General features: G+C 55.1%; 11 protein-coding genes. 9 read left to right on the top strand and 2 right to left on the bottom strand.

Going from position 1 to position 14,030, the window contains the following annotated elements:
- Positions 1-32: 32 nt before the first annotated feature.
- The gene (locus JAO32_RS00850; protein WP_334236653.1) at positions 33-437 is read right to left on the bottom strand and encodes an L-rhamnose mutarotase; all 405 of its coding nucleotides are present in this window, start codon (positions 435-437) and stop codon (positions 33-35) included.
- 26 nt (positions 438-463) lie between these two features.
- Between JAO32_RS00850 and JAO32_RS00845 the strand changes: the two genes are divergently transcribed.
- The 5 genes from JAO32_RS00845 (at position 464) to JAO32_RS00825 (ending at position 5,689) form a co-directional block, all read left to right on the top strand.
- A complete protein-coding gene (locus JAO32_RS00845; RefSeq protein ID WP_334236652.1) occupies positions 464-1,318 on the top strand; it encodes an amidohydrolase family protein in 855 nt (284 codons plus the stop codon).
- A gap of 54 nt (positions 1,319-1,372) precedes the next feature.
- Positions 1,373-2,707 carry an L-fucose:H+ symporter permease gene (gene fucP / locus JAO32_RS00840; RefSeq protein WP_334236651.1) on the top strand — a complete coding sequence of 445 codons (1,335 nt, stop codon included), beginning with the start codon at positions 1,373-1,375 and terminating at the stop codon, positions 2,705-2,707.
- Positions 2,708-2,769: 62 nt separating this feature from the next.
- A complete protein-coding gene (locus JAO32_RS00835) occupies positions 2,770-4,080 on the top strand; it encodes an enolase C-terminal domain-like protein (RefSeq protein ID WP_334236650.1) in 1,311 nt (436 codons plus the stop codon).
- Positions 4,081-4,099: 19 nt separating this feature from the next.
- A complete protein-coding gene (locus JAO32_RS00830; protein ID WP_334236649.1) occupies positions 4,100-4,861 on the top strand; it encodes an SDR family NAD(P)-dependent oxidoreductase in 762 nt (253 codons plus the stop codon).
- 27 nt (positions 4,862-4,888) lie between these two features.
- Positions 4,889-5,689, top strand: a complete 801-nt coding sequence (locus JAO32_RS00825) for an SDR family oxidoreductase (RefSeq protein ID WP_334236648.1) — start codon at positions 4,889-4,891, stop codon at positions 5,687-5,689.
- On the opposite strand, the gene JAO32_RS00820 is transcribed toward JAO32_RS00825, so the two are convergent.
- A complete protein-coding gene (locus JAO32_RS00820; protein ID WP_334236647.1) occupies positions 5,673-6,590 on the bottom strand; it encodes a LysR family transcriptional regulator in 918 nt (305 codons plus the stop codon). The genes JAO32_RS00825 and JAO32_RS00820 overlap by 17 nt on opposite strands.
- Positions 6,591-6,770: 180 nt before the next feature.
- On the opposite strand from JAO32_RS00820, the gene katG reads away from it, so the two are divergent.
- From katG to JAO32_RS00800, 4 genes are all read left to right on the top strand, one after another.
- Entirely contained in the window at positions 6,771-9,056 is a 2,286-nt protein-coding gene (gene katG, locus JAO32_RS00815) for a catalase/peroxidase HPI (RefSeq protein WP_334236646.1), read from the top strand.
- 113 nt (positions 9,057-9,169) lie between these two features.
- A complete protein-coding gene (locus tag JAO32_RS00810) occupies positions 9,170-10,198 on the top strand; it encodes a LacI family DNA-binding transcriptional regulator (protein ID WP_334236645.1) in 1,029 nt (342 codons plus the stop codon).
- Between the two features lie 77 nt (positions 10,199-10,275).
- Positions 10,276-11,574, top strand: a complete 1,299-nt coding sequence (locus tag JAO32_RS00805; RefSeq protein ID WP_334236644.1) for an MFS transporter — start codon at positions 10,276-10,278, stop codon at positions 11,572-11,574.
- Entirely contained in the window at positions 11,571-13,865 is a 2,295-nt protein-coding gene (locus JAO32_RS00800; protein WP_334236643.1) for an FAD-dependent oxidoreductase, read from the top strand. Before JAO32_RS00805 ends, JAO32_RS00800 begins: the two co-directional genes overlap by 4 nt.
- Positions 13,866-14,030 lie beyond the last annotated feature (165 nt).

Here is a 14,030-nt window from a genome sequence, read left to right as displayed (position 1 = left end):
AGCGATAGGGTCGTGTTCTGCTCAGGGCAGACTTAGCTTGTTTGCAGGTCGAAAATCTTTTCCATGGGAAGCCATTTTGCGCTGGCGTCTGCGCCGGGATCACTCTGCTGATACTTCGCCATCTCCGCTTCCCAGCGCATGACGACAGGATTGGCGCGGTCCATTTCCGCCTTGCGCTCCATCGTGAACTCGTCGGTGGTTTCCATGATCATCACCATGCGGTAGCCGTCACGGAAGATCTGCATACCCGTTACGCCAGCCGCGCGGATGGACTCCAGAATCTCTGGCCATACAGCCGCATGGCGCTGCACATACCCTTCCATCAACACGGGATCGGGCCGCATCTTCAATGTCAGGCAAAAGCGCTGCATCAGTACCTCGTCTTTCTTATACGTCTCAGTGTCTACCATTCTGCGAGCCCGCAGGACAATCGGCACGCTGAATTGCTATCCTCATCCTCCGCATGACGGAGACCGCTTACTCGCAGCGAATTGATAGCCACCACCACCTTTGGCAATACACGCCGGAAGAATACGGCTGGATTGGCGATGACATGGCTTCGCTGCGCCGCGATTTTCTGCTGGAGGATTTGCGGCGTGAACTTGCGGATGCTGGCGTGGATGGCACCGTGGCTGTGCAGGCTCGCCAGACTTTGGAAGAGACCGACTGGCTACTGGAAGTTGCAGAGGCTGACCACTCGCCCGTTCGTGGCGTGGTGGGATGGCTGCCCATCGCGAGTGCTAGATTCCCTGCCGTACTAGAGGCCTTTCGAGATTCGAACCGCCTATGCGGGCTACGACACATTGTGCAAAGCGAACAACCGGGCTTTCTGGATGGTGATGCTTTCAACCAGGGCATCGCGCAGCTGCAAGATACGGGGCTGGTGTACGACATTCTCATCTACGCACGACAACTAGAAGAAGCCATCCGCTTTGTGGATCGTCATCCGAAGCAATCGTTTGTGCTGGATCATATCGCCAAACCCGATACCCGCAATCATGGTTTCGCCGCATGGGAAGAGGGATTTCGTGAACTTGCGCATCGCGATAACGTGACATGCAAACTCTCCGGCATGGTCACGGAAACAGACTGGAACCATTGGTCACCTGCGGAACTGCATCCGTATTTTGAAACTGCACTCGAAGTGTTCGGCGCCAACCGGCTTATGATCGGCACAGATTGGCCTGTAATTACGGTTGGCTGCACATATTCCAATTGGTGGAAGACTGTGGAAGATTGGACCGCTGCCCTAAGCCAGCAGGAACGCAATATGGTTCTGGGTGGAACCGCTACACGCGTTTACAACTTACGTTCTTGAAAACCTTCACGCGAAGTAACACGCTGCACCGTTGATTATTTCCAGGGAGAAACCATGGCGTTTGCAAGTCAGCTTCCCGAATCTCGGCAGGACAACTCCAGCGGCGCACCGCTGCTGCCAGCAGGCGTTATGCGCACGTTTCTGCTGGTTGCGTTTGTCTTTTTGCTGTGGGGCATTCCTAACAATCTGAACGATGTTCTGATTCGCCAGTTCATGAAGAGCTTTGAACTGAACCGGTTTCAAGCGGGACTGGTGCAGTTTGCTTTCTATTTGGGTTACTTCCTGCTCGCGCTGCCTGCTGGCATCCTCATGCGTCGCAAGGGTTACAAGGCTGGCTTTCTTACCGGCCTTTGCTTGTTCGCGACTGGGTGCCTGAGCTTTCCTTTCGCTGCAAATTCCGGGCAGTACAGTTACTTTCTCGCCGCGCTGTTTGTCATTGCCATGGGACTTTCGTTTCTTGAGACAGCAGCGAATCCGTTCATGGTGCAGTTAGGACCAACGGCTACATCCGAACGCAGATTGAACATTGCGCAGACATGCAATTCACTCGGCTCCATCCTTGGTGTGGTTGCAGGCAATCTGTTCATCTTCTCGGGTGTAGAACTTACACCGCAACAACGTAGCGCGATGCAGGCCGCCGGAACGTATGCGGAATATCTGCACAAGGAGACGCTTCGCATTGCCGCACCTTATGTTGTGCTGGGAATACTTGCACTGGTGTGGGCCGGACTAATTGCTGTCACGAAATTTCCTGCGTTCATTACACAGCGTGAACACACCGCAGAGGTAGCAGGAAAGCCCTCGGAACTGCTGCGCGAAAAGCATTTCCTCTTCTCGTTGCTGGCGCAATTCATGTATGTGGGCGCGCAGGTGGGATCATGGAGCTACGTCATCCAATACGCGCATGACTACGTTCACGCCGCCGAACGCACCGCAGGATGGATGCTAACGGGAACATTGATCGCCTTCGCACTGGGCCGCGTTCTGTCGTCGTACCTGATGCGCAGCATCCTTCCCAGCCGTCTCATGGCGATCTATGCAGGGTGCAACATCGCACTTCTGATCACAGCAATTTTCCTACCGGGCTGGGCAGGATTGTCCGCCGTTCTGGCCACCAGCTTCTTTATGTCGCTGATGTTCCCCACCATCTTCAGCCTCGGCTTGAAGGATCTTGGTCCCAACACAAATGTTGCCGCATCGCTGTTGGTGATGATGATTGTTGGCGGTGCCGTAATGCCGCCCATCATGGGCCTCCTCGCCGAACATCTGCATTCCACCGCGCTCAGCTATCTGGTTCCACTTGTGGGCTACGTCGTTGCGCTTGCGTTTGCACTCTTTATGACTCGTTACAACCGGCATCGCGAAGCGCTCTCCACCTTTGAGGTGTGAGTACTTCGCGGTGCCGGTTGCATATACTTTCACTCAAAGCTTCTGTCGGAGAGAACTTGGTAATGGCCGCATCACCCAGGATTACGCGTTGTCGCACAGTCGATCTGCGATTCCCCACCTCACGCTTCAGCATCGGGTCCGATGCCGTGAACAAAGACCCTGATTACTCCGCTGCCTATTGCGTTCTGGAGACAGACAGTGGCGTGGAAGGGCATGGACTTACTTTCACACTGGGCCGCGGCACAGAGCTATGCGTGATGGCGATTGAGTTTCTTTCACGTTTCATCGTGGGACGCACGCTGGAAGAAATTACCTCCAACATGGGTGCGTTCGCACGCGAACTGACAGGCGATACACAATTCCGCTGGCTGGGACCGGAAAAAGGCGTCATTCATCTGGCCGCTGCTGCGCTGGTGAATGCGGTGTGGGATCTTTGGGCACGCGTGGAGAACAAGCCGGTGTGGCTGCTGCTGGCGGAGATGACACCGGAGCAGCTTGTGCAGTGCATTGACTTCCGCTATATCGACGATGCTCTGTCACCGGAAGAAGCGCTCGCTATTCTTCGTCGCAATGAGCCGACGCGCGCAGAGCGTATTGCTTTCTTGCGCGAAAAAGGTCTGCCTGCTTACACCACCAGTGTTGGCTGGTTTGGCTTTAGCGATGAGAAGATTCGCAGACTTTGCAAGGAAGCCCTTGCTGAAGGCTGGACACACTTCAAGCTGAAGGTAGGCGGTGATCCTGCGGATGATCTTCGTCGCGGCCTGCTGGTACGTGAAGAAATTGGCTGGGACAACAAGCTGATGGTGGACGCGAATCAGAAGTGGGGCGTGCTGGAAGCGATTGACCGCACTACTGCGTTGAAGCCGCTGCAGCCGTGGTGGATGGAAGAACCCACGAGTCCGGATGACATCCTAGGCCATGCACGCATTCGCCGCGAAACAGGCGTCCGCACTGCCACGGGTGAACACTGCCACAGCAAGGTGATGTTCAAACAATTGATGCAAGCTGGCTCCATTGATGTATGCCAGATTGATAGCTGCCGCGTTGCAGGCGTGAATGAAAACCTCGCGATCATTCTGATGGCGGCGAAGTTTGGCATCCCGGTATGCCCACATGCCGGTGGCGTTGGTCTCTGCGAATACGTGCAACATCTGGCCGCGTTTGATTACATCTGGGCATCGGCATCACTGCAGGATCGCGTGGTGGAGTTCGTCGATCACCTGCACGAGCATTTCCTTGTTCCCACTCGTATTGAAAAAGGCCGCTATATGCTGCCGGAAGCGGCGGGATACAGCATTGAAATCCGCAAGGAATCGCTGGAAGAGTATGCCTTTCCGCAGGGAACGTACTGGGCTTCTGCCCCTACCGCCTAAGAGACGCAAGGAGAGATAGATGACATTGCAGGGAAAGCGTGCGCTGGTTACAGGCGCAGCAAGCGGCATCGGCAGGGCGATTGCAGAAGCATTTGCAGCCGCAGGTGCGGAAGTCATTTTGCTGGATCTGAATCAGGATACGGTCACAGCAACTTCAGAGAACATTGCGAAAGAGACGAAGGCAACATGCCGGGCAATTGCATGCGATGTTTCCGATGATGCGAGCGTCACTGCTGCCTTTGCGCAGGCGGGCGAGTTAGATGTGGTGGTGAACAGTGCTGGCATTGCGCACATCGGCACAGTTGTGGATACATCTGCAGATGATTTTGATCGCCTGTTCCGTGTAAATGTACGTGGCACCTACCTGTGTATGCAGGCTGCCGTTCGCAACATGGAGCCGCGCCGCGCAGGCGTCATTCTGAACATGGCATCCATCGCCGCAACGTCCGGCATCAAGGACCGCTTTGCGTATTCCATGACGAAAGGTGCTGTGCTTTCCATGACGCTGTCTGCAGCGAAGGATTGCCTGTCGCTTGGATTACGCATCAACTGCATTTCTCCTGCGCGAGTCCACACACCGTTCGTTGATGGCTTCCTGGCAAAGAACTATCCCGGTCGCGAAGAAGAGATGATGAAGACACTCTCCGCCGCGCAGCCAATTGGCCGCATGGGAACACCTCAGGAGATTGCGCAATTGGCGCTCTTTCTCTGCGCCGATGCATCCAGCTTCATCACCGGAACCGATGTTCTGATTGATGGCGGCTTTACCAACCTGCGATAGATAACGGCTGATTTACGAGTACATGCAATGGATCTTGGGCTGAAGGATCACGTCATTCTTGTCACGGGCGGTGCCAGCGGCATTGGCCAGGCCATTACGCGTGCCTGTCTTGCAGAGGGCGCGCGGGTACTCGTACTTAGCCGCATCTCAGAAGGTGTTGAAGAGTTCATGCAGGAGATGAAAGAACACCATCTCCCCTGTGAACTTCGCGTAACTGAGCTAGATGATCCAGAACACTGTCGCAGCGCGGTGGAATATGTCCAAGAGCACTATGGACGTCTGGATGCGCTGGTAAACAACGCTGGTTTTAACGACGGTGTGGGACTGGAACACGGTACGGTTGACGGCTTCCAGCGGAGCTTGTCAGTGAATGTGCTGCACTGTTATGCGCTTGCTCACCATGCTGTACCGCTGCTCAAGGCCAGCCGAGGTTCCATTCTGAATGTTGCCAGCAAAGTTGCCGTGACTGGACAGGGAGGCACGTCAGGCTATGCCGCATCGAAGGGTGCATTGCTGGCGCTGACGCGCGAATGGGCGGCGGAACTACTCCCTTTCAGCGTGCGCGTGAATTGCATCATTCCGGCAGAAGTCATGACACCGCAATACACAAAGTGGCTGCGCACGCTTGCCGATCCTGATGGAACGGTCGCACATATTGCAGCGCAAGTACCACTGGAGCATCGTATGACGCGCGTGGAAGAGATCGCATCGACCGCGGTTTTTCTGCTATCGCCCACACAGTCAAGCCATACAACGGGACAGCATATTCACGTAGACGGCGGCTACGTTCATCTGGACAGAATGCTGACAGTTAAGGCGCTTCACTAAAAGACTGCGAAGTCGCCTTCTTCCCTTGCGAAGATAACCGTGCCATGCCAGCAAGAAATGCTCGTTGCACATGGCTAAAGCTGCGTCCGCGCAGTACCGCCGCCACAATGGTGCGAGAAGCCCTTGGGTCCATGATCCTGGCGTAGTGACATGCGGTACTGGTATCCATCGCCATTTCCGGCACGATAGACACACCGATGCCTGCGGCCACCATGCCCAGCAGGCTGCTGAACTGGCCGCTTTCAAACGCAATGTTCGGCGTAATACGTGCGTGTGTGCAGGCAGCGATAGTTAGATCGCGGAAACAGTGCCCATCGCGCAGCATGACAAACGACTCACCGCGAAGCTCTTTCATTGTGAGTGTCTTTTTTCGCGCAAGAGAATGAGCCTTTGGTAGCGCAGCAAAGAGCGGTTCCGTGTGGAGTGTGTACGTCTCCAGATCCTTATGACGAAGGGGCAATGCAAGGATCGCAATGTCAATGGAGAGATCGCGCAATCCATCGATCAACACCGGTGTTGTTTCTTCCACGATGCGTAGCTTTGCTGCCGGAAACTTTCGCGTAAAGTTTGACGTGTATCCCGGCATTCGATACGGAGCAATGGTGGGAATGACGCCGACCGTGATCTTACCCTGCGTATCAGCGGATGTCTCCGCGACGCTGTTACGTGCCGCGTCAAGCTGCGACAGAATCGTTCGCGCATGCGGTAGAAATGCTTGCCCTGCTTCGGTAAGTCGTACGCGGCGGCCAAGGCGATCAAACAGTCTGGCGCCTAAATCTTCTTCCAATTTTTGAATCTGCTGCGAGAGTGACGGTTGCGCAATATGGCATGCCTCCGCAGCACGGCTAAAGCTGCCTGTTTCTGCAACAGCACAGGCGTATCGCAGCTGCTGGATTTCCATAGTTTTCTTCTATGCCTCGCATGGTAATTATATATTTCCCCTATCCATTCTCCCGGTGCTACATTCAATCTCGCCCAACCGGTGTGACTTTCCACCGTTACAGACAATTCACAATGCCGTGCGATGGTGCAGCCAGACCTTGCAAGGCATGCGGTCTTGAAGCAAGAGAAGGAGAAACATATGTCCAGCGAATCGAAGTGCCCGTTTCATCAGCCCGGCGCAGGCGCCCCCAGCAACCATGCCGCAGGCGAAGGCACATCTAACCAGCAGTGGTGGCCCAATGCGCTGAAGCTTGGCATCCTCCATCAACACTCCGAACTGTCCAATCCCATGGGCACGGACTTTGACTACAAAGCCGCTTTCAACAGCCTTGATCTGGAAGCTGTGAAGAAGGATCTGCACGCGGTCATGACCACCTCGCAGGACTGGTGGCCCGCCGATTTCGGCCACTACGGTCCGCTGTTCATCCGCATGGCGTGGCATAGCGCAGGCACCTATCGCATGGGCGATGGCCGCGGCGGTGCTGGACAAGGTCTGCAGCGCTTTGCTCCGCTGAATAGCTGGCCGGATAACGTAAGCCTGGATAAGGCACGTCGTCTCCTTTGGCCGGTGAAGCAGAAGTACGGTAATAAGCTCTCATGGGCAGATTTGCTCATCCTTACTGGCAACGTTGCGCTGGAGTCCATGGGCTTTAAGACCTTCGGTTTCGCTGGTGGACGTGAAGACGTGTGGGAGCCTGCGCAGGACGTTTATTGGGGCACCGAAACCACGTGGCTTGGCGGCGATCATCGTTATGGTAAGGGTGGCCACGCGACACTGCCGGCAGATGCGCCGATCCACCAGACAGAGACGGACCGCACGGCAGAAGGCACAAACCAGCGACTGCTGGAGAATCCGCTTGCAGCTGTACAGATGGGTTTGATCTATGTGAACCCGGAAGGTCCAGATGGCAACCCCGACCCAATCGCTTCTGCGCATGACATTCGCGAAACGTTTGGCCGCATGCACATGAACGATGAAGAAACCGTCGCGCTGATTGCCGGTGGTCACACCTTCGGCAAAACGCATGGCGCCGGTCCCGCAGACAACGTTGGCCCGGAACCTGAGGCTGCTCCGCTGGAAATGCAGGGGCTTGGCTGGCATAACAAATTCGGGTCTGGCAAAGGTGCAGACGCTATTACCAGCGGACTGGAAGTGACCTGGACCACCAAGCCGACGCAGTGGAGCAATGACTTTTTCACGCACCTGTTTGAGTATGAGTGGGAGCTGACCAAGAGCCCTGCAGGCGCTCATCAATGGAAGCCAAAGAACAACGGCGGCGCAGGTACCGTGCCGCATGCCTATGATGCGTCGAAGAAGATTGAGCCGCGCATGTTGACGTCGGATCTGGCGCTGCGTTTCGATCCCATCTACGAAAAGATTTCGCGCGACTACTACCAGAACCCTGACAAGCTTGCGGATGCTTTTGCACGCGCATGGTTCAAGCTGACACATCGTGACATGGGACCGAAGTCGCGCTATCTGGGACCGGACGTTCCTGCAGAAGAGTTGATCTGGCAGGATCCGATTCCGGCCCTGGATCACAAGACTGTAGACGAGAACGATATTGCCGAAATCAAGAAGGCGATCGCCGCTTCAGGTCTCACAGTTTCAGAACTGGTGTACACCGCATGGTCGTCTGCTTCTTCCTTCCGCGGTTCCGACAAGCGAGGCGGGGCAAATGGTGCGCGCATTCGCCTTGAGCCGCAGAAGAACTGGGAAGTGAATCAGCCCGCACAGCTTGCCAAGGTACTTGGTGTATTGGAAGGCATTCAGAATGACTTCAATGGCAAGCTGACAGACGGCAAGAAGATTTCACTGGCTGACCTGATTGTGCTTGCTGGAAGCGTAGGCGTGGAAAAAGGCGCGAAGAACGCTGGTTTCGACATCACTGTCCCCTTCACTCCGGGACGCATGGACACTACGCAGGAGAAGACGGACATTGAATCTTTCCGTGTGCTGGAGCCTGTCGCCGACGGTTTCCGTAACTATGTGAAGGGCAAATACAGCATTCCTTCCGAAGCGCTGTTTCTGGATAAGGCGCAGCTGCTGACACTCACCGCGCCAGAGATGACGGTACTGGTAGGTGGTATGCGTGGGCTGAACGCAAACTATGGCGGCACAAAGCATGGTGTGTTCACATTGCAGACCGAATCGCTGACAAACGATTTCTTCGTGAATCTGCTGGACATGAATAATGAATGGAAATCGACGTCGAGCGATGGCGAGTTGTTTGAGATTCGCGATCGCAAGACTGGCACACCGAAGTGGACTGCAACTCGCGCAGACCTGATCTTCGGTTCCAACTCACAACTTCGTGCACTGGCAGAACTGTATGGTTCCTCCGATGCGCACGAGAAGTTTGTGAAGGACTTCGTCGCGGCCTGGACCAAGGTGATGAACCTTGACCGCTTCGACCTTGCATAAAGTAAGTCCTACAAAGTACCGACACAAGACGCCCGATCCTTTACCCGTATTGGCTAAGGATCGGGCGTTTTGCCGTTGTTCATTCCATCCAGGAGTGCGATAGGATTGGCTCCATGGCAGCTTCCCGGCTAAGTGATATCGCCAAACGCGCTGGTGTATCCATTGCAGCAGTCTCCATTGCACTGAACGACCGCAACACCACGCGTGTAAGTGCGGCAAAGCGTGACCTGATTTACAAAATTGCTGAGGAGCTCGCCTATTCTCCAAATGAATTGGCAAAGGCACTGGCAGAGAAGCGTAGCCGCCTGCTGGGGCTTGTTGTCCCCATGCGCGACCCGATCTTCTTCAACCAGTTCATAGCTCAGGCGCTTTCGGGCATCCAATCCACCCTGATGAAGCGAGGCTATAACCTGCTGGTCTTTTCACCTTCGGGACGACCGGGACGCACTACGCGCGATCAGATATTGGAGAGCCGTTTTACTGATGGCCTTCTCTTTATCAACACACGTTCCTGCTCTGCACGCGACATCAATGAAACCATCCACGAATTGAATGAAGCGAAGATCCGCTTCGCCATGATGAACAGCTACTACGGGCGCGCGCCGGTGAACTATGTGGGCGTGGACGATGCTGCAATCGGCGAAGCCGCAATTCGTTATCTGGTGCAGCGTGGCCACAAACGCATTGCGTTCCTTAGCGGCGAAAGCACGCTGCCGACGCACATTCACTTATTGCAGGGATTGCGCAGAGCCATGATTGACTTCGGTCTTGAATTGAAACCGGAACATATTGGCTGCACGCATTACGACCAGACACAGGCTTTCAGCATTATGGACGGCTGGTTCGCCCGCAAAAAGGATCGCCCCACCGCGATCTTTGCCGCAGACGATACGCTGCTGGTGCACGTGTACGACTACATCGAAGCCCGACGCCTGTCCGCGCCCGGTGACGTGGCCATTCTGGCTCGTGCGAACTCCGCAAATGCAGGCGGTTTGCGGCCACGCCCAACGGCTTTCTTTATCCCTGTTTTTGAAATGGGACAGCTTGCAGCCGACATGGTGATTGACGCTATTGAAAAGCCTGAGCGGCCACCACAACGGGTTCTGCTCCCCTTCACTTTTTCTGCCGGAAACACCACCTAGCAGAACTCAGGAAGAAAATGTTTGACACGAGAGGAAAGGGCTTGTTAGGTTAATCGACGTTAAACGATTAACCTAATATGAGCGCCCAAATTTCGTCCGATCCGCTTGCCAGCATCTCGCCGCTCATCACAGGCGAGGTGGCCATTGCGAATGGAAGCGAGACGACGCTTCACGCTGCACATGTTAGCCCGCGGCGATGGCTTTATGCGGGACTGCTATTGCTAGCCTCCGTTGTGAATTACATTGACCGACAGACACTGTCGGTACTCGCAGTAACGATGCAGCACGATCTGCATCTGACCGACGTGGATTATGGCCATGTTGTGCAGGCTTTCCTGCTGGCTTACATGGTGATGTACACGCTTTCCGGACGGTTGGTAGACCGCTTCGGCGCCCGCTGGACACAAGGAGTGTTTCTGCTGGTCTGGTCTGTGGCCGATGCATGCACGGGATTGGCGCATGGCTTCTTTTCGCTGACCACAAGCCGTTTCGCTCTTGGTGCGGCAGAACCGGGCAATTACACCGCTTCCCTTCGCGCCTCCGGCGATTGGTTTAACGAACGCGAACGCTCCATTGCTGTGGGCATTTACAGCATGGGCGGAACACTGGGCGCGGCTATCGCTGTGCCGATTGCTGCAGGCCTTGCAACAGCGTTCGGATGGCGCTCTGCATTCTTCGTCACCGGAGCGATCGGTGCAGTATTGGCAGCGGTCTGGATGCTGTTGTACCGCGATCCTGAAGTGCAGCGTGGGCGCACACCGTCGGTACCGTGGAGCACGGTATTGCATCAACCCCACATCGCCGTTCTGCTCATCACGCGCACCATGACAGATAGCGTCTGGTACTTCTTTCTGTTCTGGTCTGTGAAGTACATGCAGGATGCACATGGCCTCACATTAAAAACAGTGGGCACGACGCTTTGGGTTCTTTATGTGGCCGCAGACATCGGCTCTTTGCTAGGTGGGTTTTTCTCAGGCAAACTAGTGCCGCGTTTGGGTACATTGCGTGCGCGCTTTGCAATCATGTTGCCCGTATCCGCATGCATGTTTGCACTTTGCACCGTGCCACATCTCCATAGCATCGCTGTCGCCATCGCCGTTCTCAGCGTGCTGGCACTATGCCACATGGCGTGGATGACAAATGCCACCGTGATGACGCTGGATCTGTTTCCGCGCTCCATGGCAACCACAGTGCAAGGAATGGTCGGTTCCGCAAGTGCAGTCGGCGGGTTAATAACAGCTGCGGTCATTGGTTCCAGTATTCAGACACACGGCTATGCGCCTGTGTTTTACGGGTTGTGCATGCTGCATCCTCTAGCTGCCCTGCTGTTGTGGTGGCGCATTGGATCGCGTGCAGTTGCAGGAGGACGGGGATGAAGCAACAAACAGAACAATACGATGTGGTGGTGTGCGGTGGCGGCCTTGCAGGTGTTTGCGCTGCCATTGCGGCAGCACGCGGCGGAGCGGCAACATGCCTTGTACAAGATAGACCGGTTCTTGGCGGCAACAGCTCTTCTGAAGTCCGTGTTACACCTCATGGCGCTGCCGCATTTCACGCATATGCTCGCGAAACCGGCATCCTCTCAGAGCTCTTGATTGAAGAACGTGCGCAAAACCATGAGGAGATTTTCGAAAACGGCTGGACCAACTCCGTGTGGGACATGGTGCAGTATGACCTGGTGCAGCGTACACCAAACCTGACGCTTCATCTCAACACCACAGTGCTTGGCGTTGAGATGAACGGTAGCACGCTAAACGCTGTGCGCTGCCGCATTGGCAATGCGGAAGTGGATCTAAAGCTGGAAGCGAAAGTCTTCATCGATTGCACCGGTGATGGCTTGGTGGCGGCTGAAGCAGGCTGCGAATGGCGCATGGGCAGCGAAGGCAAAGCGGAGTTCAATGAACCACACGCTCCTGCCGTGGCCAACGGCGACATCATGGGCAACTCCATCCACTTCCGCGCACGAGATATGGGACGCCCTGTTCCCTTTAAGCGACCGGAATGGGCCATTCATTATGACGATGCGCGCTTCTTCTATGACCAGGGCCGTCTTCCCAAAGAGATCCGTGGCGGCTATTGGTGGATTGAAATTGGTGTGCCGTACGACACGATCCATCAGGCAGAAGCGATTCGTCATGAACTGACACGACACACGCTTGGGGTGTGGGATTGGATTAAGAATCGCGATCCGAAGACGATGAAGTTGGCGGAAAACTGGGCGCTGGACTGGATTGGTCAGGTCCCGGGAAAACGGGAGAGCCGTCGCATCATGGGTCTTTACCTGATGAACGAATGGGATGCTATCCGATCCACCGTTCATGAAGATGAAATTGCTTTTGGTGGATGGTTCATTGATATCCACACGCCGGGCGGATTGTTGGCGCCCACCAGTGAACCAGCCAGCGCAGAAGGTTACTCCGAAACGAGCGAGTATGCCGCGCGCTCTTATGCCGGTCCTTATGGAATCCCTTTGCGGAGCCTTGTATCCAAAGATGTCCGCAACCTGATGATGGCGGGTCGCAACATCAGCGCAACCCATTGCGCATTGGCCACTGTCCGCGTGATGGCCACTACTGCCCTGATGGGACAAGCCGCGGGTGTAACAGCAGCGTTGGCAATTCAACAAAAGACGTCTCCTGCTGATATTACGACGACGGAATATAAGAGCGTGCAGCAAATACTTTTGCGCGAAGGTTGCTTCCTGCCCAATGTGCGCAACGAAGATGTAAACGATCTGGCTCAAAGCGCCACGGTATCTGCATCAAGCGAGGCCAGATTCGCAGGAGTTGGTCCGGAGAGTATTGGTGTGCACGAAGGCCTTGCTTTCTGGCGTGATCAGGCAGTACCGCTGCGTGAGGAGTTGCTGCAAAGGCGCGGACAATGGCTGGCCCTGGGTGGAGAAAGATTGCAAGCGCTGCGCTTCTGTCTCTCGAATGCAAGCAATGAACATCAGTCTGTTTCCGTGCGGCTCATGAACGTACAGCACATATGGGACTATCGCGTGGACGGTGCCATGGAGATTGCTACTGGCGAAATCAATGTGCCTCCCGGAGTGAAACAGTGGATTGAGTGGCAGATTCCCAGCGCTGTCGAGCTACCCAAAGCAGGCTATATCCGCGTCGATCTATTGCCGAGTCCACAGGTGCAATGGCACGTTGCAGGCGCAGTGGAACCGGGCCATGTGTCTGCGTTTGAGATGTCGCCGGGCAAGATGCGCCGTTATGCAAGCGGTGTCACGCTCTCCATGCAGGCGGAACCACCGCAGAGATCGTTTGCCGCAGCAAACGTTTTGAGTGGAGTAACACGCCCGCATGCCACCACGAATTTGTGGCGATCGGATCCGCAGCAATCGCTGCCGCAATGGTTGGAACTGGCCTGGACAACGCCACAAAACGTTTCGGAAATAATCCTGACTTTCCCCGGCCATCTATTGCGCGAATACCACGCTTACGCACCGATGTATCGCGATCCGCAGTGTATTCGCGATTACGACATACAGATTCAGGACGGTGAAGATTGGCACACTGTTGCGCAAGTTCGCGGTAACTATCAACGGCGAAATGCGATTGCTTTTACGGAATCGCTCCACACCGATCGCATACGCGTCGTAGTGCTGGCTACGCATGGCGATCCGTCCGCAGCCATCTACGAAATTCGCCTGTACTGACAGCTATTCACGCCTTATACGTTTCCTTTTCGAGGGAAAACAGACGTGCCCTGAGAAAAGGTCTTGACAATGCAGTCACAGTTTTTCTAATCTCGCCGCCGTCTAGTTAATCGATTAACCATGCAACTTCAAATTTCCCGGATCACATCTCGAATCGTTCGGCAA

The sequence above is a fragment of the Terriglobus sp. ADX1 genome (assembly GCF_036877645.1).
Lineage (GTDB): Bacteria > Acidobacteriota > Terriglobia > Terriglobales > Acidobacteriaceae > Terriglobus.
This window is presented reverse-complemented; position numbering and strand designations above follow the sequence as displayed.